This window comes from Tibeticola sediminis (genome assembly GCF_003843835.1).
Lineage (GTDB): Bacteria > Pseudomonadota > Gammaproteobacteria > Burkholderiales > Burkholderiaceae_C > Tibeticola > Tibeticola sediminis.
This window is the reverse complement of record NZ_RKQL01000002.1, coordinates 379508-403051: the sequence shown is the minus strand read 5'-3', so window position 1 is coordinate 403051 and position 23544 is coordinate 379508. Positions and strand designations below refer to the sequence as shown.

Sequence of the window (23544 nt, the reverse complement as noted above, 5' to 3'; positions counted from 1 at the left end):
GGCCCGCAGGCGAGGCGAGGGCGGCTGTCCGCGCTGTGCGGTGCCTACAATCGGCACCGAGTCGCGCATTCTATGAAAAACGTCCACAAGTCCGTCCTCATCTGGTACAGCCCGGCAGAAATGTTTGCGCTGGTGACCGATGTGGAACGTTATCCGCAGTTTTTGCCGTGGTGCGACCACGCGCGCGTGCTCGAACGCGACGAAACCAGCATGGTCGCGGAGGTCGGTATTGGTTTTGGTGGGGTGCGCCAGGTCTTTGTCACGCGCAATCGCCACGAGCCCGACCGCAGCGTGTCGATGCAGCTGGTTTCGGGGCCGTTTTCCAAGCTCGATGGCGTCTGGCATTTTTTGCCGGTGGGCGATGGGACTCAACGCGCCTGTCGCGTCGAATTGCGTCTGGAGTACGGCTTCGACAACCGTGCGCTTGCGAGCGTCGTGGGGCCGGTCTTTGACAAGATCGCATCGAGCCTGGTCGACGCCTTTGTGCGGCGGGCGGAGCAAATTTACGGCTGAGGCCCACGATGCGCATCACGGTCGTTCATTCCCACGCGCCACGGCAGCTTTGGCTGCGGGAATTGGATCTGGATTCAGGCGCGACGGTGCGCGAAGCGCTTGCCGCGAGCGGTTTGCTCGATGCCTTCCCCACGCTGGACTTGGGGGCTTGCACGGTTGCGGTCTGGGGCCAGCGGGCACAGCCCACGCAGCGCCTGCGCGAAGGGGATCGGGTCGAAGTGTGTCGCCCGCTCAAGGTCGACCCGAAGGTCGCCCGGCGCGAGCGTTTTCGCGCGCAGGGCATGCGCACGGCGGGCCTCTTCGCCCACGCCAAGGCCCCGAAGAAAAACTGAAACCTGGCCCGCAGCCGTCCGCGGTGCAGCAGGGGCCGGCTCAGCGTCGTCCTTACTCGCAGTTGGCCAAAATGGCCTCGTCGATGCGCTTGAGTTCGGCGGCGCGTGCCGCGTCGTCGAGGATTTCGCGTTCGCCCTTGTCATTGATCCGCGCCATGCGCATGCCCGAAGTCAGCGCAGCCTTGGCGGCCTTGGCCCGCTTACAGTTGTCGGCTTTGAGCTGACGCTGCTTTTCCTCTTCCGCCTTTTTCTTCGCCGCCTCGGCGGCCTCGGCTTCCTTCTTCTTTTTCTCGAGTGGATCCTCAGCCGCCGCAGCGGCACCACCCGCGGGCTTGGTGCCGGCCGATGCAGGGGCAGGGGGCTCCGTAGCCTCGCTCGTGGGGCGCACTTGGCCTGGCCGTCGCAGGATGTTCTTTTCCGGCACCTCTGCCGGCGGCGGCCGGTCGCTGTAGACCTTGCGGCCGCTCGCGTCGAGCCACTGCCATTGGCCGAAGGCCGGGGCACATGAAATTCCGATGGCGATGAGCCAGGCCAGGTTCTTGAGCTTCATGAGGATCAAGTGTAGCGATGGAACGGCCCGCGTGGTGCACGTCGCGGGACGCGTCGAACGGTCTGCGGCTGGTGTCTGCGGCTGGGGGTGGACGGATACAATCCGCTTTTTGGAGCTCATCTATGCGCCTCTTGGGAAAAGCGCTCACTTTCGACGACGTTCTTCTGGTCCCCGCGTTTTCCTCGGTCCTACCGAAAGACACTTCGCTGGCGACCGCCTTCACCCGCAACATCCGGCTCAACCTGCCGCTCGTGTCCGCTGCGATGGACACTGTGACGGAAGCGCGTCTGGCCATCGCCATCGCCCAAGAGGGTGGTATTGGCATCGTGCACAAGAACCTGACGCCGCAGGAGCAGGCGGCGCACGTCGCCAAGGTCAAGCGCTATGAGTCGGGCGTGTTGCGCGACCCGGTGGTGATCAGCCCGGACACTTCGGTGCGCCAGGTCATGCAGTTGTCCGACGAGCTGGGCGTCTCGGGCTTCCCCGTGGTTCAGGACGGCAAGGTGGTCGGCATCGTCACCGGGCGCGACCTGCGCTTCGAAACCCGCATGGATGTGCCGGTGCGCGAAATCATGACGCCCCGCGAGCGCCTCATCACCGTGCCTGAGGGCACCACGCCCGAAGAGGCCAAGGCGCTGTTGAACAAGCACAAGCTCGAGCGCCTGCTGGTCGTCAACGATACATTCGAGCTCAAGGGCCTCATCACCGTCAAGGACATCACCAAGCAGCTCAACTTCCCGAACGCCGCGCGCGATTCCGCCGGGCGACTGCGCGTGGGTGCGGCGGTCGGTGTCGGCGCGGGCACCGAGGAGCGCGTGGAGCTTCTGGTGAAGGCGGGTGTGGACGCAATCGTTGTCGATACCGCGCACGGTCACAGCAAGGGCGTGATCGATCGCGTGCGCTGGGTGAAGCAGAACTATCCGCAGGTCGAGGTGATCGGCGGCAACATCGCCACGGGTGCAGCCGCGCGTGCGCTGGTCGAGGCCGGGGCGGATGCGGTCAAGGTTGGCATCGGCCCGGGCTCGATCTGCACCACGCGCATCGTCGCAGGCGTCGGGGTTCCGCAGATCACCGCCATCGACAACGTGGCCTCGGCCCTGCACGGCACGGGCGTGCCCTTGATTGCCGACGGCGGCGTGCGCTACAGCGGCGACATTGCCAAGGCCATCGCCGCGGGCGCGAGCACCGTCATGATGGGCGGCATGTTCGCTGGCACCGAGGAGGCGCCCGGCGAGGTCATCTTGTACCAGGGCCGCAGCTACAAGAGCTACCGCGGCATGGGGTCGATCGGCGCCATGCAACAGGGCAGCGCCGACCGCTACTTCCAGGAGTCGAGCACGGGCAACCCCAACGCCGACAAGCTCGTGCCCGAAGGCATCGAAGGCCGCGTGCCCTACAAGGGCTCGGTCGTCGCCATCATCTTCCAGATGGCGGGTGGCCTGCGCGCAGCCATGGGCTATTGCGGCTGCGCGACGATCGAAGAGATGCAGCAGCGCGCCGAGTTCGTCCAAATCACGGCGGCGGGCATACGTGAGAGCCACGTCCACGACGTGCAGATCACCAAGGAAGCGCCCAACTACCGCGCGGACTGAGCGCACTCCACCCCAATCGGGCTGCCGCAGGCGGCCCTTTTTTCTTTTTCAGGCACGTCGTCATGCAGCACTCGAAAATCCTCATCCTCGACTTCGGCTCCCAGGTCACGCAGCTCATCGCGCGGCGCGTGCGCGAGATGCACGTTTATTGCGAAGTTCACCCCTGCGACGTGAGCGACGAATGGGTGCGCGCGTATGCCGCCGATGGCAAGCTCAAGGGCGTGATCCTCTCGGGCAGCCATGCCAGCGCGTATGAGGAATCGACCGACCGCGCGCCGCAGGCGGTGTTTGAGCTGGGCGTGCCGGTGCTCGGCATTTGCTACGGCATGCAGACCATGGCGCAGCAGCTTGGCGGGGTGGTCGAGGGCGGCCACCAGCGCGAATTCGGCTATGCCGAAGTCCGTGCGCGTGGCCATACCGCGCTGCTCAAGGGCATTGCCGACTTCACCACGCCCGAAGGCCACGGCATGCTGAAAGTCTGGATGAGTCACGGCGACAAGGTGACGCAGCTGCCGCCGGGCTTCAAGCTCATGGCCAGCACGGAGAGCTGCCCCATCGCGGGCATGGCCGACGAGGCGCGGCGCTTCTATGCGGTGCAGTTCCACCCCGAGGTCACCCACACCGTGCAGGGGCGCGCGATTCTGGAGCGCTTCGTGCTGGAGATCTGCGGCGCCGAGCCCGATTGGGTGATGCACGACCACGTGGCCGAGGCGGTCGAAGCGATCCGCCAACAGGTGGGGGACGAAGAGGTCATCCTTGGCCTCTCGGGCGGCGTGGATTCCTCGGTTGCCGCGGCCCTGATCCACCGCGCCATCGGCGACCAACTCACCTGCGTGTTCGTCGACCACGGGTTGCTGCGGCTCAATGAGGGCGACATGGTGATGGAGATGTTCGCGGGCAAGCTCCATGCCAAGGTCATCCGTGTGGACGCGAGTGAACTCTTCCTCAGCCGCCTGGCCGGTGTGAGCGACCCCGAGCAAAAGCGCAAGATCATCGGCGGGTTGTTCGTCGATGTGTTCAAGGCCGAGGCGGCAAAGCTCAAGGCCGGCGGCAATGGCCACAAAGGCGCGACCTTCCTCGCCCAGGGCACGATTTACCCGGACGTCATCGAATCGGGCGGCGCCAAAAGCAAGAAAGCCGTCACCATCAAGAGCCACCACAACGTGGGCGGCCTGCCCGAGCAGCTTGGGCTCAAACTGCTCGAGCCGCTGCGCGACCTGTTCAAGGACGAGGTGCGCGAACTCGGCCTCGCCCTGGGGCTGCCGCACGACATGGTCTATCGCCACCCCTTCCCGGGTCCGGGGCTGGGCGTGCGCATCCTGGGTGAAGTCAAAAAAGAATACGCCGACCTGCTGCGCCGCGCCGACGCCATCTTCATCGAGGAGCTGCGCTCCACCGTCGAGCCCAACTCCGGCAAGACCTGGTACGAACTGACCAGCCAGGCCTTTGCCGTGTTCCTGCCCGTCAAGAGCGTGGGCGTCATGGGCGACGGCCGCACCTACGACTACGTCGTGGCCCTGCGCGCGGTGCAAACCAGCGACTTCATGACCGCCGACTGGGCTGAGCTGCCCTACAGCTTGCTCAAGAAGGTGAGCAGCCGCATCATCAACGAAGTGCGCGGCATCAACCGCGTCGTCTACGACGTCTCCAGCAAGCCGCCGGCGACGATTGAGTGGGAGTGAGTCGCAGACCGGCAGCGGTTCCTCGGTGAGCGAGTCTCGCAAAAAGTAGGAGGAACGATGAAAGGCATCTTCGAGCTCGTCGGCGTCTTGGTCGCGCTGGCGGTGCTGGGCTTGGTGGTGAAGAAGCAGCTGGCGGCGCACGATCGGGTGGTGCCTGCGGCCGTGGTCGCTCCGGCGAGCGATGCGTCGTCGGCGGTGACTGTGCGTGAACAGGCGCGGCAAACCCAGCAGCAGGTGCGCCAGCAGGTCGAGAGCCTGATGCAGCAGCCTCGGCCGATGCCGGAAGGGCAGTGAGAGGCTGAGAGGCCACAATTTCGGGGTTTTTTCGCGGAGTGCCAGCGTGAGATGGTCATTCTCTGCTATTGAAAATGAAGCGCGATGAGCTCCGCTGACGACGACGCGTTCATGCGGCTGGCGCTTGAGGAGGCGCGGCGCGCCGCCGCGGCTGGCGAGGTCCCTGTGGGTGCGGTGTTGGTGCGCGGCGGCGAGGTGATCGCGCGGGGAGCGAACCGGCCGGTGGGCACGCATGACCCGAGCGCGCATGCCGAGATGGTGGCGCTTCGGGAAGGGGCGGCGCGGCTCGGGAACTATCGGCTCGACGGCTGCACGCTCTATGTCACGCTGGAGCCCTGCGCCATGTGCGCCGGTGCGATGCTGCATGCGCGGCTCGCCCGCGTGGTGTTTGGTGCGGCTGACCCCAAGACCGGCGCGGCGGGCTCGGTGCTGAACCTGTTTGCCGAGCCGCGGCTCAACCACCAGACCGCGGTGCAAGGTGGCGTGCTGGCCGATGCCTGCGGCGCGCTGCTGCGTGGCTTCTTTGCCGAGCGGCGGGCCGCGCAGCGTCTGGCCGCCACACCGCTGCGCGACGATGCCTTGCGCACGCCCGAAGATCGCTTTGCCGACCTGCCGGGCTACCCCTGGGCGCCGCACTACGTGAGCGATCTGCCCGCCTTGGCCGGGCTGCGCCTGCATTACCTCGACGAAGGGCCGCGTGACGCGCCGCTTACCTGGCTCTGCCTGCACGGCAACCCGACCTGGAGCTACCTCTGGCGGCATTTCATTCCGGTGTTCCGGGCCGCGGGGCACCGGGTGGTCGCGCCCGACCTCATCGGCTTTGGCAAGAGCGACAAGCCCAAGAAAGAAGCCGCGCACCGCTTTGGTTGGCACCGGCAGGTGTTGCTCGAACTCGTCGAGCGTCTGAACTTGCAGCGCGTGGTGTTGACCGTGCAGGATTGGGGCGGTTTGCTCGGGCTGACGCTGCCGATGGCGTCGCCCGAGCGCTACCACGGGCTCTTCGCGATGAACACCCTGCTCGCCACGGGCGAGCGGCCTTTGAGTGACGGCTTTCTCGCCTGGCGTGCGTGGTGCGTGAAGCACCCCGACTATGCGGTGAGCCGGCTGATGGCGCGCTCGGTGCGTGGTTTGTCGGAAGCTGAGTGCGCCGCTTTCGATGCGCCGTTTCCCGACCGGGGCTATCGCGCCGCCCTGCGCGCGTTTCCGCAACGCGTGCCCGAAGCGCCGCACGACGAAGGGGCGGACCTTTGCCGCGCTGCCCAGGCGTTTTGGCGCAGCCAGTGGCGCGGACGCAGTTTCATGGCGGTCGGCCTCCAGGACCCGGTGTTCGGGGAGGCCGTCATGGAACGGCTGCGCAGCGACCTTGTTGGCTGCCCAGATCCTTTGCGCTTGCCGGATGTGGGGCACTTCGTGCCCGAGGCGGGCGCGGCGCTTGCGCGCGCGGCGGTGGCACACTTCGGGCAAGCGAGCCGCAGCGACTGAAGATTGGGCGGCTCGTACATCTGCCGATCCGTCCACCCAGCCCTGAGTCCATGAGCCATATTTACGTTTTTTCGCCTTCGGGTGCGGTGCGCGACCGCGCCGCCTTTCGTCGGGGCGTGCGCCGCCTCGAGGCCCTGGGACATCAGGTGGAGGTCGATCCGGCCGCGCTGGACCGGTATCAGCGTTTCGCGGGTGACGACCCGACGCGCGTCGCTGCCGTGGCGCGCGCGGCGGCCAGTGGCGCCGATGTGGCCTTGATGTCGCGCGGTGGCTACGGCCTGACCCGCATCCTGCCGGACCTGCCCTGGAAGGCCATGGCGAAGGCGGTGGAACGCGGCCTTCGTTTCGTCGGTCACAGCGACTTCACCGCCTTGCAGCTTGGCTTGCTCGCCCGCACGGGCGCATCGAGTTGGGCCGGACCGGGTTTGACCGACGACTTCGGCAGCGAGTCCGAACCCGACGAGATCATGGCCGCGTGCTTCGACGATCTGCTGCTGGAGCAGGGCGAGGGGACGGGCTGGCGCCTGAGCGCCGAGCGCGGTGCTGGCGCCGCCGTGGCGGACCCGGGGCTCGATCGGCTGCGCACCCGCGCGGTGCATGGGGCGACGCTTTGGGGGGGAAATCTGTCGATGCTGGTGTCGCTGCTCGGCACGCCCTGGTGGCCCGAGGTGCGCGGCGGCGTGTTGTTTCTCGAGGATGTGAACGAGCATCCATTTCGCATCGAACGGATGCTCACGCAACTCTTACACGCCGGGGTACTGGGCCGCCAAAAGGCGCTGCTGCTCGGCAGCTTCACCCAATACCGACTCACGCCGGCCGATCGTGGGTTTTCGATGAAGACCGTCGTGCAGCGCCTGCGCAGCCTGGTCGACATCCCGGTGCTCACCGGCTTGCCGTTTGGGCACGTGCCGACGAAGGTATTGTTGCCGGTGGGGGCGAAGGTCGATCTGGCGCTCGACGGGCGCGATGCGCTGCTGGTCTGGGGCCACGTCTGACCCGGATTCCGCTGGTGCGGCGGTGAGGGGCTTCGAAAGCGTCAGTGCATGCGGACGGCAGACGGCTCGGGCGGCTGGCTGCCCCAGAACTCGGGATATCGCCCCTGAAAAACCCGGTCCAGGGCTCGAATCTGCTCCCGCGCGGCGCGCTCACCCAGGCGCTGGGCCAGGCAAAGCATCACGTCACCGCGCAGAAACCACAGGGCTTCGGCTGTTGGGGCCCCATCGATGCGGTGCCGCAGTTGGCTCGCCAGCGGTCCGTCGTCGTGTCCCAGGGCCGACCGCAAGGCATCCCGTATGGGTTCGAGGCCAGCGTTGTTCAGAGACGGCTTCGCTCCACGGCGCCATGGGATGTGGAACCAATGGGAGAAACCGAAAGTCAGTGCCGGCTTTTTGAGTCGCATGGCGCGCTCCGTCGGAGGGGACGTTCACCCTACGCCCGTCGCGTTCCCAGAGCAAGCCAAACGTTGTGATGGCGCAACGGCCGAGCGCAGAAGTGCCGGAGCCCGCAGGAGTTGTCAGCGTTCTTCCATGCGTTTTCGCTGATGATTGGTTCACTTATGTCGTCTCCCTTGGAATCGAGCCTCTCCAGCCCCGCGGGCACATCGATGCAAACCGTCGTGTTCGCGGACATCACGCGCAGCACCGCCTTGTTCGAGACGCTGGGCGACAGCCGCGCCACCGAGGCCGTCATGCGCCTGACGCGCCTGATGGCCGAAGTGTTCAAGGCGCACGGCGGGCGCATCGTCAAGACTTTGGGCGACGGCTTGCTCGCGGTTTTTTCGGACCCGGCCGCTGCCGTTGCCGCCATGGTTGCCCTGCAGCGCGAGCATCAAAGCCGCGCCCAACGCCTGCCGGCCAAGTTCGTGCTGCAGCTGCGCGCGGCAGCGGCGCTGGGGCCCGCGGTCGAGCAAGAGGGCGACTGGTTCGGCGAGGCGGTGAATCTCGCTGCCCGGCTGTGCGATCTGGCTGCAGGCGGTGAAATCTGGGTCAACGACGCACTGGCGGGCATGATTTCGGGCGACCCCGAGCTGCGCGTGCGCTCGCTCGGGCATATTCCGCTACGCGGCTTCTCGACACCGAAGGAAGTGAGCCGGGTCGACTGGAACACGGGCGAGGTCACGGCGATGCAGACGCTGCCTGCGACGCTTGCGCCCGAAGATGTGGCCTTCGAGCTCGCGCGCGCCATGAGCCGCATCGACCTCGACTGGATGAATCAGCACTTGTCCTGCGCGGCCAGCGCCTGCCCGGTGTTCATCGGTCGGGCGCGCGACGTGGATTTCCCGATCAACGACCTGAGGGTGTCGCGCCAGCATGCGCGGATCGACTGGGTCGAAAATCAATTCGTGCTGACCGATTTGAGTTCCTATGGAACCTGGGTGCGCCTGGGCAACGAGGGCAACGAAATCGCGCTGCGCCGCAACGAGTGCGTGCTGGTCGGTTCGGGTGAGCTTGCGCTCGGCGCGCCGTTCAGCGACTTCACCGCGGTGGTCGTGACCTTCGCCGTCCACGACGGAACCATGATGCTCAAGCGCCAGAGCTGAGGGCACGCTGAATCCGTGTTCGCCACCGCGCGTGGCCGCGGAGTAGGTGGCGGGCAGAGCGCTGCCTTCGCGCACAATCCAACATTCGGTAGGAGGGCATGGCGATGCGTCGTTGGATGGTTCGTCTGGGCGTCGGGCTCGGAGCACTGGTGGTCTTGGGCTTGGCGGTTTTTGCGGTTGGGGTGCAGCGCAGCCTGCCGCTGCTCGATGGCCGGGCACCTCTGCACGGGTTGCAGGCGCCGGTGGAAGTTTGGCGCGACGCATCGGATGTCACGCACATCGAGGCCCGCAGCGCGCCCGATGCCTGGCGTGCGCTCGGTTGGGTCCATGCCCAGGAGCGTGGCTGGCAGCTCGAATTCAACCGCCGGGTGATGCACGGTGAACTCTCCGAAATCCTGGGTGAGGCGACGTTGCCGACGGACCGGCTGCTGCGCGGGCTGGGCATCATGCGCGCGGCGCAGGCGCAGTATGCGGGCCTGCCCGCCGAGGCGCGGGAGGCGCTGGCCGCGTATGCCGAGGGCATCAATGCCTACCATGCGCAGCCGGGGGTGCCGCTGCAACCCGAGTTCCGCGTGCTTGGCGTGGCGCCCGGACGCTGGACGCCCGAGGACAGCGTGGGCTGGGCCTTGATGATGGCGCTGGACCTGGGCGGAAACTGGGGCAACGAATTCGCGCGCCTGTCGCTGCTCGAAAGACTGCCCACGCAGCGGCTGTGGGAGCTCATGCCCGCCTACGAGGGCGAAAAGCCTGCCACGGTGGTCGACCTCGCGGCGCTGTACCAGCGGCTCGGGGTCTACCGGAAGTCGCAAGAAACTCCTGAAAAAGTAGCAAAAAAAGGCCATTTCACGCCGGCATCGGCGGGTTTTTCTTCAAAAATGGGCGCAGCCGAGCCCGCAGGGGAGGCTGCGTCGCTCGCCGCCTGGGCGCAGGCCTTTGTGCGCGACGCCGGCACGCTCGAGGGCAAGGGCAGCAACAACTGGGTGGTTGCGGGCAGCCACAGCGCCAGCGGCAAGCCGCTGCTCGCGAACGACCCGCACTTGGGACTCTCGGCGCCAGCCATCTGGTACTTCGCGCATCTGCGCGCCCCCGAAAGCCGCCGCCCCGATGGCTCGGTCATTGCCGGGGTCGATGCGATCGGCGCCACCTTTCCGGGGCTGCCTTTCGTCGTCATTGGGCGCACGGCCGGCGTGGCCTGGGGGGTGACCAACACGGGCCCCGACGTGCAAGACCTCTACCTCGAGCAGATCAACCCCGACAACCCGCATCAATACCGCACGCCCAGCGGCTGGGCCGACTTCACCGAGCGGCGCGAGGTGTTCAAGGTCAAGGGCAAGCCCGATGTCGTCGTGACGCTGCGCGAAACCCGCCACGGCCCGGTGCTGAGCGACGCTCAGGACGCGTATGAGCGCCTGATCGACCGCAGTCGCTACGCGGTGGCGCTGCGCTGGAGCGCGCTCGATGCCGACAACCACACCGTCGTCGCGGGCCTCGCATCCAACCGGGCACGCAACGTGCCCGAACTGCTGCAGGCGTTCTCGAACTGGCATTCGCCGATGCAAAACGCGGTGTTCGCCGACACCGAGGGCCGGATCGGCTACAAGGCCATCGGTCGCGCGCCGCTGCGCCGGCCCGACAACGACATCCGCGGCGTCGCCCCCAGCCCGGGTTGGGAAGCGCGGTACGACTGGTCGGGCTGGATCGGTTTTGCCCAAACGCCCCAGGACAACCCCGCGCAGACCGCCGCGCGCGGCTGGATCGCCACCGCCAACGAGCGCATCACCCCCGAGGGCTATCCCTACTTCATGGGGCAGGACTGGCACGAGCCCTATCGCGCCAAACGCATCGCCGAGTTGCTCTCGGCGCGCCCCAAGCACGACCTCGAAAGCCTGCGCGCGATCCAGGCCGACCAGCACTCGGCCGCAGCGATCAAGATCTTTCCTTGGCTCGAGCGCGCCGCCGCCGCTTCCAAGCACCCCTTGGCCGCAGCCGCGCGCCGCGCCCTTGAAGGCTTTGACGGCGTCATGGCCGCCGATCGCGCCGCGCCAGCCATACACGCGGTGTGGGCCGACGAACTCACCCGCGCGTTGATCGAGCCGCGCATCGGCACCGACAAGCTCGAGGCGCTGTACGGCAAGCGGCATTTCCGCAGCGGCGTGGAGGGGATGCTTGTCCGCAAGGATGCGTATTGGTGTGGTGCCAGCGGCTGCGACGCGGTGGCGCTCGCAGCCTTCGATCGGGCGCTCGAGCGCTTGCGCTCGATGCTCGGCGACGAGGTTGCGCAGTGGCAATGGGGCCGCATCCACGAAGCGCTGAGCGTGCACCGGCCTTTGGGCAACGTGCCGGCGCTGGCGCGCTTCTTCGACGTGCGCGTGCCGACCGGGGGCGATAACTTCACAGTCAACGTGGGTCAATACTGGCCCAACGACGCTCAGAACCCGTTCGCCAACCGGCACGCGGCCTCGCTGCGGCTGCTGCATGACCTTTCCGACCCGGAGCAGTCGCGCTTCATCTATCAGACCGGCCAGAGCGGGCTGGTGTTCTCCGACCGGTACCGCGACATGCGGGAGGAATGGGCTGCCGTGCAATACCGTCCGCTGCAGCGCGACGCCACGCGCAAGGCCCACACGCTGACCCTCGAGCCGTAGGGCACCGCTGAGAGGCTGAGAGGGAATTGGTCATGCCCGCTTTGACGCCCCAAAACACGCCAGAGGGCGTTGCAAATGCGCGCCGTAGCCCGAGCTACGGCTGTGCTTTGCGCCTACTCGGGCGCGTTTTGGGGCGCCCCTTCGGGCACGCCCAATTCCCTCCCAGCCTCTGAGCCAGCCCCGCGAAGCGGCTGCTCGCGCGGGACGAGCAAGCCCCCGCATGAGCAGAGTGTGGCGTGCTCCGCGTACACTGTCAGGTTGCCCTAAAGCCCGCGCCATGAACGCCTACGCCGACGTCTCCTTTTTCCCGCGCGCTGCCAAGCCGCTCACCAGCTACCGCAAATATTGGGCGGCGCGCTTTGGCACGGCGCCGTTTTTGCCCATGAGCCGCGAGGAGATGGACCGTCTGGGCTGGGACAGTTGCGACGTCATCCTGGTCACCGGCGACGCCTATGTGGACCACCCGAGCTTCGGCATGGCCGTGATCGGCCGTGTGCTCGAGGCGCAGGGGTTTCGGGTCGGCATCATCGCCCAGCCCGATTGGACCAGCGCCGAACCCTTCAAGGCGCTGGGCAAGCCTAATCTGTTTTGGGGCGTGACGGCGGGCAACATGGATTCGATGATCAACCGCTACACGGCGGATCGGAAAATCCGCAGCGACGACGCTTATACCCCCGGCGACGTCGGCGGCAAGCGCCCCGACCGCGCGGCCATCGTCTACAGCCAGCGCTGCCGCGAGGCCTATCCCGACGTGCCCATCGTGCTCGGCGGCATCGAGGGCAGTCTGCGGCGTATCGCGCATTACGACTATTGGAGCGACAAGGTGCGCCGCTCCATTGTGGTGGACAGCAAATGCGACATCCTGCTCTATGGCAATGCCGAGCGCGCGTTGGTGGAGGTCGCGCACCGCATTGCCGCGCGCGTGCCGGTGCATGAAATCACCGACGTGCGCGGCACCGCCTTCGTGCGCCGCACGAGCCCCGAGGGCTGGCTCGAAATCGACTCCACCGAGGTCGACACCCCCGGCCCGGTCGACGCCCACCTCAACCCGTACCAAACCACCGCCGAGCAGGCCGCGAGCCAGGGCGCCGGCTGCAGCCGCGACGATGCAAAAACCATAGCAGTCGACTCCCGAAACACGCCGGCAAACGTCGAAAAAAATCCACAAACATCTGGCCAGACCCTGCATTTCGTGCCGCCGAGCCGTGCGTCGGGCCGTGCGCGCATCCCGCGCGAGCGCACCGTCATCCGCCTGCCGAGTTACGAGCAGGTCAAGGCCGACCCCGTGCTCTATGCCCATGCCAACCGCGTGCTGCATCTGGAGACCAACCCCGGCAATGCCCGCGCGCTGGTACAGGCACACGGCGAAGGCACCACCGCGCGCGACGTCTGGATCAACCCGCCGCCGATTCCGCTCACCACTGCCGAGATGGACTGGGTGTTTGGCCTGCCGTATGCGCGCAGCCCTCACCCCGCGTATGCCGACGAGCACGGCCGCCATGACGGCCGTACCAAGATTCCGGCCTGGGAGATGATCCGCTTCTCGGTCAACATCATGCGCGGCTGTTTCGGCGGCTGCACCTTTTGCTCCATCACCGAGCATGAAGGCCGCATCATCCAAAGCCGCAGCGAAGACTCCATCCTGGCCGAAATCGAGGACATCCGCGACAAGGTTCAGGGCTACACCGGCACCATCTCCGACCTCGGCGGCCCCACCGCCAACATGTACCGCCTTGGTTGCAAGAGCCCCGAGATCGAGGCCGCCTGCCGCAAGCCCAGCTGCGTCTACCCCGGCATCTGCCCGAACCTCACCACCGACCACAGCGCGCTCATCCGCCTCTACCGCCGCGCCCGCGCCTTGAAGGGCGTGAAGAAGATCCTCATCGGCTCGGGTCTGCGCTACGACCTGGCGGTGCAAAGCCCCGAGTACGTCAAGGAACTCGTCACCCACCATGTCGGCGGCTACCTCAAGATCGCGCCTGAGCACACCGAGGCCGGGCCGCTGTCGAAGATGATGAAGCCCGGCATCGGCACCTATGACCGCTTCAAGGCGATGTTCGAGAAAGCCAGCGCCGAGGCGGGCAAGAAGCAGTACCTCATCCCGTACTTCATCGCCGCGCACCCCGGCACCCGCGACGAGGACATGATGAACCTCGCGCTCTGGCTCAAGAAAAACGGTTTTCGCGCCGACCAGGTGCAGACCTTCTACCCCAGCCCCATGGCCACCGCCACCGCGATGTACCACACCGGGCGCAACACCTTGCGCAAGATCCACCGCGAGGTCGAACAGCCTGACGAGGCGGTGGACGTGGTCCGCGGCGAGCGCCGCCGCCGGCTACACAAAGCCTTTCTGCGCTACCACGACCCGGCCAACTGGCCGCTGCTGCGCGAAGCGCTCAAAGCCATGGGTCGCGCCGACCTCATCGGCAACGGCAAGCATCACCTCGTGCCGACCTGGCAGCCGCTGGACGTGCCTGGCAAGGCGGGCGCCTCGGGCAAGCGATCGCCAGGCGGTGCGGCCGTCCCGTCGGCTGAGCGCGCCAAAGCCAGCGCTGCCCAACGCCCCCCGCGCGGGCGGCTGCTCACCCAACACACGGGTCTGCCGCCGCGCGAGCACGGTGCAGCGCGCCCGCCGAGCCCCTCCGCACCGCGCCAGGCCCCCCGTGCAACGGCGCGTCGGGGTCGATGAGCATCGAGGCGACCTTTCCGCGGACATCGGGCGTGCCCGCGCCCACCCCGGTCGAACGCGAAACCGCGCCACGGTATGTGGACGTGGCCGTCGTCGGCGCCGGGCCGGCTGGGCTCATGGCCGCCGAGGTGCTCGGTGCGGCGGGCACCGCGGCGCATGTGTTCGATGCAATGCCCTCGGTCGGGCGCAAGTTTTTGCTCGCTGGCAAAGGCGGCCTCAACCTCACCCATGCCGAGCCGATCGAGGCGTTCCTGGGTCGATACGGCACGCGCCGCGCGGCGCTCGAACCGCTGCTGCGCGCATTTGGGCCCGAGGCTTTGCGCGACTGGGCGCGCGGCCTGGGGGTGGAGACCTTCGTTGGCAGTTCACAGCGTGTGTTTCCGGTGGACTTCAAGGCCGCGCCGCTGCTGCGCGCGTGGCTGCATCGGCTGCGGCACCCCGGGCCGGGCGGCGTGCCGGTGCAGTTTCACATGCGACGCCGTTGGCTCGGCGGGCTCACACCCGCGCCGCTCGGGGGCTGGAGGCTCGAATTCGATGGCCCGCAGGGCCTCGAGTCGGTGCGCGCCGCGCAGGTGGTACTGGCGCTCGGCGGGGCAAGCTGGCCGCGCCTGGGCTCGGACGGCGCATGGGTGGCGTGGCTGCAGGCGCACGGCGTGCCCGTGGCGCCGCTGCGCAGCGCCAATTGCGGCTTCGACGCCGCCGGCCGCGACGGCCAGGGCTGGTCAGCCCATCTGCGCGAGCGCTTTGCGGGCGCACCGCTCAAGTCGGTGGCGCTGCGCTTGGCTGCGCCGGACGGCGCGGTGTTCGAGCGCAAGGGCGAGTTCGTGCTGACTGCGCACGGCGTGGAGGGCAGCCTGGTCTACGCAGCGTCCGCCTGGTTGCGCGACACCATCGAAACCCAGGGCCAGGTCACGTTCCACCTGAACCTGCTGCCCGATTGGCCGCCTGAGCGCGTGCGTGCCGAAGTGGCTCACCCGCGCGGCTCGCGCAGCCTCTCCAGCCACCTCAAAAGCCGGCTTGGTCTCGACGGCGTGAAGACCGCTTTGCTCTACGAGCTCTGCACGCCATCGGTCCTACACGACCCGGACGCGCTCGCGCAGGCGATCCAGGCCCTGCCTGTGATTCTCAATGCGCCGCGGCCGATCGAAGAAGCCATCAGCACCGCCGGCGGCGTGCGCTTCGAGGCCCTCGACGACGCTCTGATGCTGCGCAGCCACCCCGGCGTGTTCTGCGCCGGCGAAATGCTCGACTGGGAAGCGCCCACCGGCGGCTACCTGCTCACCGCTTGCTTTGCCACCGGCCGCGCGGCGGGGCAGGGCGTGCGCGCACTGCGCGCGCGAGGCGGCCGCGCCGCGGGCTGAACGACAATTACGCCATGTCCGAGCCGAGTCCTGATTGCGCGCCGTCGGCGCCCCCGCCATCTCTATTCGCTGGCGCCGCATCCTTGGCGGCCGCGCCATACAACCCCTGGCGCCTCAGTGTGGCGCCCATGCTCGACTGGACGGACCGGCACTGCCGCTATTTCCACCGCCTGCTCACCCGCCACACCCGGTTGTACACCGAGATGGTGACCACTGGCGCGCTGATGCATGGGAGCCACCGCCGGCATTTGCGCTTTCACGCCGAGGAACACCCGGTGGCCCTGCAGCTCGGGGGCAGCGAGCCGGCCGAGCTTGCGGCTGCGGCCAAGCTCGGGCAGGACTGGGGCTATGACGAAATCAACCTCAACTGCGGCTGCCCCAGCGAGCGGGTGCAGCGCGGGGCCTTCGGCGCCTGCCTCATGGCCGAGCCGGCGCTCGTGGCCGACGGGGTCAAGGCCATGTGCGATGCCGTGGACATCCCGGTCACGGTGAAGCATCGCATCGGCATCGATCGCATCGAAGACTACGGCTTCGTGCGCGATTTCGTTGGACAGGTCAGTGAGGCCGGCTGCCGCGTGTTCATCGTTCACGCGCGCAACGCCTGGCTGCAGGGTTTGAGCCCCAAGGAAAACCGCGAGGTGCCGCCGCTGCGTTACGAGGCGGTGTACCGGCTCAAGCGCGACTTTCCCGCGCTCACCATCGTGCTCAACGGCGGCGTCACCACCAACGCGCAGATCGCCGCCCACCTCGCGCAGGTGGACGGTGTCATGGTCGGCCGTGAGGCCTACCACAACCCCTGGCTGCTCAGCACCTGGGACGAGGCGTTTTTCGGTGATTCGCCGTTCGCCCTTAGCCGCGAGGACGTGGAAGCGGCCATGGTGGCCTACATGGAGCGCGAAGCGCAGGACGATGCCTGTCCCTGGTACCCGATTGCCCGCCACATCCTGGGTCTGCGCCACGGCCTGCGCGGCGCGCGTCGCTGGCGCCAGATCTGGAGTGACCACCGGCTCAAGCCCGAGCCGCCGCGCGCAGTGTTCGCGCTGGCGCGCAGCGCCTGGGTGGCGGCGGCCGACGTTCCGGCAACAGAATTTGGATGATTCTGCGGCGAACCCAGCGCCAAATGGTGGGCTTCCGCTATCAAAAAAAGGGTGTTCGGTGGCTGCTGTCGCTCACCACAGCTTCCACCAAGGCCCATCTTTGCCCTTGAAGCCCTGACTCGGGTACGCGCTGTTGGGAAAGTTTTTGTCCAGCACGCGCTTGGCATCGTCGCGCAGCTCCGCGAGGCCCAGAGCGTCATAGGCACGCACGAGGATATAGAGGGCTTCCTCGTTGGCCGGGGCATCGCGATAGTCGGCGATTGCCGCCTGCGCGCGGTTGACCGCTGCCACATAGGCGCCGCGCTGCAGGTAGTAGCGCGCGACATGCACTTCATACTGCGCCAGCGAATTGATGATGTAGCGCATCCGCGCTGCAGCGTCCGCGGCGTACTTGGAATTTGGAAAGCGTTGCACCAGCTCACGGAACGCTTCGAAAGACTCCTTGGCCGCTTTTTGGTCGCGCTCCGACAGATCCTGCTGCGTGATGGACGACAAAAACCCGAGGTTGTCGTTGAAGTTCACGAGGCCCTTGAGGTAGAGCGCGTAGTCGACGGCTTCGCTCGTCGGGTGCAGCTTCATGAAGCGGTCGAGCGTGGCAATGGCCTGCGCCTTGTCGCCGTTCTTGTACTGCGCATAAGCCTTCTCGAGCTGTGCCTGCTGCGCCAGCACCGTGCCCGCAGCGCGCCCTTCAAGCTTTTCGAACAAAGCGATCGCCTTGTCGTACGAAGCCGAGTTGGCCTCGTCCCGGGCCTCTTCGTAAATCCGGTTGGGGCTCCAGTTGGCGGTTGGGTCCACCTCTTTGGACGCGCAACCGGCCAAAACAACCGCGATGGCAAGGGCAGCCCCGGCGGGGCGCACCGATAATTTGGCACGAGGCATCAGAGGTAGCTTTCTTGAAACAGGCATCGGAAATTATATCGGTGGGGGTCGATGGCGAGGGCGAGGCCCATGGCGAGGTCGAGGTCCGTTCGTTCACGGTGCCCGCGGCCAGCCACGGCCAGCGGCTCGACCGGGTGCTCGCCGAGCAGGTGCCTGAACTGTCCCGCAGCTACCTGCAGCAACTGATCGAAGCCGGGCATGTGCGCCTGGCGTCTCGGGTCGTGACCAAGGCCGCACAACGGGTACGGGCCGGCGAAGCCGTCTCGGTCGAGCTGCTGCCGACGGCCCAGGCTCAGGCGTTTCGGCCGGAACCGGTGGCGTTTCCCGTGCTCTACGAGGACGACGACATCCTTGTCATCGACAAGCCCGCAGGGCTCGTCGTCCACCCCGCGGCCGGGAACTGGACAGGCACACTGCTCAACGGCTTGCTGGCACGTGATGCGCGCTGCGCGCTGCTGCCGCGGGCCGGCATCGTGCACCGGCTCGACAAAGACACCAGCGGTTTGATGGTCGTTGCGCGCTCCCGAGTTGCCATGGATCGGCTCGTCGAGCGCATCGCCGCGCGCGAAGTCGAGCGTCAGTATCTCGCCATCGCCCACCGCCCTTGGATCGGACCCGAACGGCGCATCGTCGAGGGCTTCATCGGCCGCGACCCACGCAACCGCCTGCGCATGGCGGCCGTCGGCGAGGGCAGCGGCAAGCCGGCCTGGACGGCCATCGACTGCCTGTGGAGTGGTGAGCGGCATTGCGTCGTGCACTGCACGCTGGGCACCGGGCGTACCCACCAAATCCGCGTGCACATGGCCACGCTCGGTCATCCGCTCGTCGGCGATCGGCTGTACGGTGGCACGGCCGATCTGGGTCTGGACCGGCAGGCTTTGCATGCCTATCGGCTCGCGTTTCGGCACCCGATCAGCAACCTAGCCCTGGAGTTTCGCGCCGCCCTGGCGCCCGACTTGGCCGACGCCGCACAGAGGCTGGGCTACAATCCGCCACTCTGAAACTGCGCTGGATCAACGGCCAACCCGTCATACCGCCAAGAGCGGCGCAAAGAGGTCGTTCCGCGTCGTTTCCTGTCCCCGGTTTCGGACCCCGATGGAACCGGCTCTGCCGCAGACCGTGGCCGCTTGAGTCCTCCGGCATGGTTTTCCGTCGCCGCACGGCGCGTCCGACTGCCCGGGTTGCCGCTTTTCGATTGAACGCCCGCACCGGGCACCGTCCCCAAATGGACCAGCCATGAATATGGCGGAAGCCAAGCGTATCCTCGAGGCCGCCTTGATGTGTAGCGCCGAGCCCTTGTCGCTGCAGGACATGCGCCGCCTGTTCGACGAGGCCATCGGCGCCGACACGCTGCGCCGCCTGCTCGACGAGCTGCGGGATGATTGGGCCCATCGGGGCGTCGAACTCACCCGGCTGGCCAGCGGCTGGCGCTTTCAGAGTCGGCCCGAAATGCGTCCCTATCTGGATCGGCTGCATCCGGAAAAGCCGCCGCGTTACAGCCGGGCGACGCTCGAGACGCTTGCCATCATTGCGTATCGGCAGCCGGTCACCCGTGGCGATATCGAAGACATTCGTGGCGTGACGATCAATTCCGCAATCATCAAACAGCTCGAAGACCGCGGCTGGATCGAAGTCATCGGGCACAAGGAGGCGCCAGGCCGACCGGCCTTGTTTGCGACCACGTCCAAGTTTCTCGATGACCTCGGCTTGAGCTCGCTCGACGAATTGCCCGCCATCGGCACGGCTGCCGACCCAGCGAGCCGCCAGGCGCTCGAAGCGCTCGAGGCCCTGGATGCGATGACTCCGGCCAACGATCCGCTCGCCATGACCACCCATCCTGAAGCGTCGGCCTCCCTGCATACCGACCTCGCTGAGACCGACTCCGTCGACACTGAGCTCGACCCTCTTTCCACCGATCGCCCTGAGACTGCCTCATGAATCCGACCAATGAAGAAGCCCTGCCTGGCGCGATGAAGCTCGCGACCGAAGAAGCCCACCCGTCTGCGCTGGCGTCCGTCGACAGCCGTGAACGCCCGGAGGGCGCGGGGCCGGTGGCGGACTCCGCTGAGGCTCCGGCTGGATCGGCAGCGGCTGCAGCGCGTGGGACAGAGGGGCGCCCAGCGAAGCCGCGTGCCCCACGCTCGGGCCGCAAGGACAAGCGTCCCAACGATCGGCCGGCGCGTGGAGGCCGGCCTGCTGAGCCCACGCCGGAACTCGCACCGTTGCGCTTCGAGGACGTCATCTCGGGCGAATACGACAGCGTCGCCGAAGGCCCGGCCGAAGTGCCTGCCAAACGGGTGCTGCAGCCGCAGATCGAATTCCCCAAACTGCACAAGGTGCTCGCCCAGGCGGGGCTCGGCTCCCGACTCGAGATGGAACAGCTCATCACCGAGGGCCGGATCACGGTCAACAACCAGCCGGCACACATCGGCCAGCGCATTCAGTTTGGCGATCAGGTCAAGGTCAACGGCAAACCGGTGCGCGTGCGCATCGAACCGCCGCCGCCGCGGGTGTTGGCCTATCACAAGCCCGCGGGCGAAGTCGTCACCCACGACGACCCGCAGAATCGTCCCACCGTCTTCCGGCGTTTGCCCCGGCTGCAGCAGGGCAAGTGGCAATCGGTCGGGCGGCTCGATCTCAACACCGAGGGCTTGCTGTTGTTCACCAATTCGGGGGAACTGGCCAACCGCCTCATGCATCCGCGCTTTGGCCTCGAGCGCGAATACGCTGTTCGGGTCTTGGGCGCCCTGAGCAACGAAGAAAAGCAAAAGCTGCTCGAAGGGGTGCAGCTCGACGATGGCATGGCGCAGTTCCGCTCGATCGAGGACGGGGGCGGGGAGGGGGCCAACTGCTGGTATCGCGTCACGATCGCCGAAGGCCGAAACCGGGAGGTCCGCCGCATGTTCGAAGCGGTCGGCCATGCGGTCAGTCGCCTGATCCGCATCCGCTATGGTGCCATGGTCTTGCCGCGCGGCCTCAAGCGCGGGGCCTGGGTCGAACTCGACGAGCGCGACGTTGCGGCCTTGACCGAAGCCGCAGGCGGCACCCAGGGCGCCGCGGGTCGCGGTGCACCGCGCTCGAGCGCCAAGCCTTCGACCGGTCGAAAGCCGGGGCGTGCAGTAGCCGCGCCGGCTCGACGCTCCGGTGCCAACAACGCGGCGGCGCCGCGCGGCAACGCGCAGCCCGATCCCCTCAAAACGTCACTGGGCTACATCGGCGCCGACAGCCTGGGGCGACAGCGACGCGAGGCCGTTCCGGGCCGCGGGCGGCGTCGACGCTGAACGCCTCGGCGCCGGTTGGGCAAAGCGCTACCGCTTTTGCGAGGGCGCGCACCCGGTGTCGGCTGCACGGCACGCGGGGGAAGGGGTCGGCCTTGTCCTAGAATGTGGGGTTTTCGCTTTCGGGCGAACGACCCCATTTTTTAACGCTAAAACCTGGAAATCCAACCATGGCTATCGAACGCACGCTTTCCATCATCAAACCCGACGCGGTGGCAAAAAACGTCATCGGACAAATTTACGCTCGTTTCGAGGCCGCCGGCCTCAAGATCGTGGCTGCCCGTATGGCCCACCTGTCGCGTCGCGAGGCTGAGGCCTTTTATGCGGTGCACAAAGAGCGCCCGTTCTTCAAAGACTTGGTCGATTTCATGGTTTCCGGCCCGGTGATGATCCAGGTTCTCGAAGGCGAGGGTGCCATTCTCAAGAACCGGGACCTGATGGGCGCGACCGATCCCAAGAAGGCCGCTCCCGGCACGATACGCGCAGACTTTGCCGACAGCATCGACGCCAACGCCGTGCACGGTTCCGACGGTCCGGAGACGGCGGCCGCGGAGATCGCCTTCTTCTTTGCCGGCATGAACGTCTACAGCCGCTGAAGCGGCCCGACGCCCCTGCTGCGATGGCCGATAACCTGCTCGACTTCGATCTGCCGGGCCTTGCCGCTTGGTGTGAGGCCCGCGGGGAGAAGCGCTTTCGCGCCACGCAGCTGTTTCGCTGGATCCATCAGCGGGGCGAGAGCGACTTCGACCAGATGTCGGATCTCGCCCGTCCCTTTCGCGAAAAGCTCAAACGAGACGCGGTCGTCGAGGGCTTGCCCGTGCTCTCCCGCCACGATTCGGCGGACGGCACGATCAAGTGGCTGTTCGACGTGGGAAACGGCGAAGCCGTCGAGACGGTCTTCATTCCCGAGGATGACCGTGGCACGCTGTGCGTGTCGTCCCAGGCAGGCTGCGCGGTCGGCTGTCGGTTTTGCTCGACCGGGCACCAGGGTTTCAGTCGCAATCTCGCCACCCACGAGATCGTCGCCCAGCTCTGGTATGCCGAGCGCTTCCTGCGCGCGCACCTCGGCCGTAGCGACCGGGTCATCACGAACGTCGTGATGATGGGCATGGGCGAGCCGCTGCAGAACTACGGCGCGCTGGTGCCGGCGATGCGGATCATGCTGGATGACCATGGCTACGGGCTGTCTCGACGGCGGTTGACCGTCTCGACATCCGGGGTCGTTCCCATGATGGACCGGCTCGCCACCGACTGCCCCGTGGCCTTGGCGGTTTCGCTCCATGCCCCCGACGATGCCTTGCGCGACGAACTCGTTCCGCTCAACCGCAAGTACCCGCTGGCCGAGTTGTTGGATGCCTGCAACCGCTACCTGCCCCATGCGCCGCGCGACTTCATCACCTTTGAGTACTGCCTGCTCGACGGTGTCAACGATCAGCCCGTGCACGCCCAGCGCCTGATCGAACTCGTCCGGCAACATCGGCGGGGCGGCGGTGTTTGGTGCAAGTTCAACCTGATTCCTTTCAACCCGTTTGTGGGCTCGGGTCTGCGGCGGTCGACTCCGGAAGCGGTCAGCGCCTTTGCACGTGCGCTCAACGACGCCGGCATCGTGACCACGGTTCGCAAGACCCGTGGCGATGACATCGACGCAGCCTGCGGGCAACTGGCCGGGGATGTCCGGGACCGCACCCGCGTTCACGAGCGCCTGTCGAAGCGCCGTGTGATTCCGCTGGTTTCGGCAGATCTTCCAACATCGGGCAACCCAACATCGGGAGGCACGCCTTATGCGACCCGTTGACGCGGCCTATGTCAGGAGGCTCTTGGTGCTGTGCGCGCTGTTCTCCGCGTTCGCGCAGTTGCAGGGCTGTGCCGCGTCGGGTGCGAACGCGGGAGCCTCAGCGAGTGGCCCCGACATCGTGACCGAGTCCGACGAGCCTGAAGCGCGGCGGCGCGCACGTTTGCGCCTGGCCTTGGCGGTCGGCTATTTCGAGCAAGGTCAAACCACCGTCGCCCTCGACGAGGTCAAGCAGGTTCTGGCGATCGATCCCTCGTTTGCCGATGCCTACAACCTGCGCGGGCTCATTTACATGAAGCTCAACAACCCGGGACTGGCCGAGGAAAGCTTCAAACGGGCCTTGTCCATTAATCCCCGGGATGGGGGATCGCTGCACAACTATGCTTGGTTCTTGTGCCAGCAGCAGCGCTACCCCGAATCGTTCGAAGTGTTCGAGCGTGCCTTGGCCAACCCAATTTATCTCGACAAGGCCAAGACCTATTTGGGTTACGGCCTGTGCCAGGCGCGGGCCGGCAAGCTGGCCGAGGCCGAGCGCAACCTCGCGCATGCCTATGAACTCGATGCAGCCAACCCCGTCACTGGGTACAACCTGGCGCTGCTGTTGTATCAACGCGGTGAATTCGAGCGTGCGCAGTTCTATATCCGTCGCATCAACAATTCGGAATATGCGAACGCGGAATCGCTTTGGCTGGGGATCAAAGTGGAGCGCCGTTTGAACAATCGCGACGCGATGCGTCAGCTGGCCGAGCAGCTTCGTCGGCGCTACCCGCAATCGAAGGAGCTGGCCGCCTACGAACGGGGAGCTTTTGATGAATGAGC

At 66.8% G+C, this 23544-nt stretch carries 21 protein-coding genes; 18 read left to right on the top strand and 3 right to left on the bottom strand.

The window, feature by feature from the left end; translation table 11 throughout:
• Positions 1-72 precede the first annotated feature (72 nt).
• Together EDC62_RS06815 and EDC62_RS06810 are read left to right on the top strand one after the other, a co-directional pair.
• Complete coding sequence (locus EDC62_RS06815) at positions 73-513, top strand: type II toxin-antitoxin system RatA family toxin (RefSeq protein ID WP_124221914.1); 441 nt, start codon at positions 73-75, stop codon at positions 511-513.
• 8 nt (positions 514-521) lie between these two features.
• Complete coding sequence (locus EDC62_RS06810; protein ID WP_124221912.1) at positions 522-845, top strand: RnfH family protein; 324 nt, start codon at positions 522-524, stop codon at positions 843-845.
• A 52-nt stretch (positions 846-897) separates the two neighbouring features.
• Here EDC62_RS06810 and EDC62_RS06805 read toward each other — a convergent pair whose 3' ends face one another.
• Positions 898-1395 (bottom strand): DUF4124 domain-containing protein, encoded by a 498-nt coding sequence (locus tag EDC62_RS06805; protein WP_124221910.1) that lies wholly within the window; start codon positions 1393-1395, stop codon positions 898-900.
• Between the two features lie 122 nt (positions 1396-1517).
• On the opposite strand from EDC62_RS06805, the gene guaB reads away from it, so the two are divergent.
• From guaB to EDC62_RS06780, 5 genes are all read left to right on the top strand, one after another.
• Positions 1518-2987 (top strand): IMP dehydrogenase, encoded by a 1470-nt coding sequence (guaB, locus tag EDC62_RS06800; protein WP_124221908.1) that lies wholly within the window; start codon positions 1518-1520, stop codon positions 2985-2987.
• A gap of 62 nt (positions 2988-3049) precedes the next feature.
• Positions 3050-4669, top strand: coding sequence for a glutamine-hydrolyzing GMP synthase (gene guaA / locus EDC62_RS06795; RefSeq protein ID WP_124221905.1), 1620 nt, complete (start codon positions 3050-3052; stop codon positions 4667-4669).
• Between the two features lie 57 nt (positions 4670-4726).
• A complete protein-coding gene (locus tag EDC62_RS06790) occupies positions 4727-4963 on the top strand; it encodes a hypothetical protein (RefSeq protein WP_124221902.1) in 237 nt (78 codons plus the stop codon).
• An 84-nt stretch (positions 4964-5047) separates the two neighbouring features.
• A complete protein-coding gene (gene tadA, locus EDC62_RS06785) occupies positions 5048-6445 on the top strand; it encodes a tRNA adenosine(34) deaminase TadA (protein ID WP_124221900.1) in 1398 nt (465 codons plus the stop codon).
• 50 nt (positions 6446-6495) lie between these two features.
• A complete protein-coding gene (locus EDC62_RS06780) occupies positions 6496-7440 on the top strand; it encodes an LD-carboxypeptidase (RefSeq protein WP_124221897.1) in 945 nt (314 codons plus the stop codon).
• A gap of 41 nt (positions 7441-7481) precedes the next feature.
• On the opposite strand, the gene EDC62_RS06775 is transcribed toward EDC62_RS06780, so the two are convergent.
• Complete coding sequence (locus EDC62_RS06775; protein ID WP_124221895.1) at positions 7482-7727, bottom strand: hypothetical protein; 246 nt, start codon at positions 7725-7727, stop codon at positions 7482-7484.
• Positions 7728-8000: 273 nt separating this feature from the next.
• Here EDC62_RS06775 and EDC62_RS06770 point away from each other — a divergent pair, with 273 nt between their 5' ends.
• From EDC62_RS06770 to dusA, 5 genes are all read left to right on the top strand, one after another.
• Entirely contained in the window at positions 8001-8984 is a 984-nt protein-coding gene (locus EDC62_RS06770; RefSeq protein WP_170159034.1) for an FHA domain-containing protein, read from the top strand.
• Positions 8985-9082: 98 nt separating this feature from the next.
• Positions 9083-11629 (top strand): penicillin acylase family protein, encoded by a 2547-nt coding sequence (locus EDC62_RS06765; protein WP_425469955.1) that lies wholly within the window; start codon positions 9083-9085, stop codon positions 11627-11629.
• 277 nt (positions 11630-11906) lie between these two features.
• Complete coding sequence (locus tag EDC62_RS06760; RefSeq protein ID WP_124221890.1) at positions 11907-14318, top strand: YgiQ family radical SAM protein; 2412 nt, start codon at positions 11907-11909, stop codon at positions 14316-14318.
• Positions 14315-15679, top strand: a complete 1365-nt coding sequence (locus tag EDC62_RS06755; RefSeq protein ID WP_124221887.1) for a TIGR03862 family flavoprotein — start codon at positions 14315-14317, stop codon at positions 15677-15679. The genes EDC62_RS06760 and EDC62_RS06755 overlap by 4 nt, the downstream gene beginning before the upstream one ends.
• A 14-nt stretch (positions 15680-15693) precedes the next feature.
• Positions 15694-16776, top strand: a complete 1083-nt coding sequence (gene dusA / locus EDC62_RS06750; protein ID WP_124221884.1) for a tRNA dihydrouridine(20/20a) synthase DusA — start codon at positions 15694-15696, stop codon at positions 16774-16776.
• Between the two features lie 72 nt (positions 16777-16848).
• Here the strand turns inward: dusA and EDC62_RS06745 are convergent, their stop codons facing one another.
• Positions 16849-17655, bottom strand: coding sequence for an outer membrane protein assembly factor BamD (locus EDC62_RS06745; protein ID WP_124221882.1), 807 nt, complete (start codon positions 17653-17655; stop codon positions 16849-16851).
• Between the two features lie 41 nt (positions 17656-17696).
• Here EDC62_RS06745 and EDC62_RS06740 point away from each other — a divergent pair, with 41 nt between their 5' ends.
• The 6 genes from EDC62_RS06740 to pilW all read left to right on the top strand — a co-directional run bounded on the left by EDC62_RS06740 (position 17697) and on the right by pilW (position 23542).
• Positions 17697-18656 (top strand): RluA family pseudouridine synthase, encoded by a 960-nt coding sequence (locus tag EDC62_RS06740; RefSeq protein WP_211330945.1) that lies wholly within the window; start codon positions 17697-17699, stop codon positions 18654-18656.
• Between the two features lie 235 nt (positions 18657-18891).
• Entirely contained in the window at positions 18892-19593 is a 702-nt protein-coding gene (gene scpB, locus EDC62_RS06735) for an SMC-Scp complex subunit ScpB (protein ID WP_124221879.1), read from the top strand.
• Positions 19590-20936 (top strand): 23S rRNA pseudouridine(2605) synthase RluB, encoded by a 1347-nt coding sequence (gene rluB / locus EDC62_RS06730; protein ID WP_124221877.1) that lies wholly within the window; start codon positions 19590-19592, stop codon positions 20934-20936. Before scpB ends, rluB begins: the two co-directional genes overlap by 4 nt.
• 167 nt (positions 20937-21103) lie before the next feature.
• Complete coding sequence (gene ndk / locus EDC62_RS06725; RefSeq protein ID WP_124221875.1) at positions 21104-21529, top strand: nucleoside-diphosphate kinase; 426 nt, start codon at positions 21104-21106, stop codon at positions 21527-21529.
• A gap of 23 nt (positions 21530-21552) precedes the next feature.
• Positions 21553-22728 carry a dual-specificity RNA methyltransferase RlmN gene (rlmN, locus tag EDC62_RS06720; RefSeq protein ID WP_124221873.1) on the top strand — a complete coding sequence of 392 codons (1176 nt, stop codon included), beginning with the start codon at positions 21553-21555 and terminating at the stop codon, positions 22726-22728.
• On the top strand, positions 22715-23542 hold the full coding sequence (pilW, locus tag EDC62_RS06715) for a type IV pilus biogenesis/stability protein PilW (protein ID WP_124221871.1): 828 nt from the start codon (positions 22715-22717) through the stop codon (positions 23540-23542). The genes rlmN and pilW overlap by 14 nt, the downstream gene beginning before the upstream one ends.
• The last annotated feature ends 2 nt before the right edge of the window (positions 23543-23544 follow it).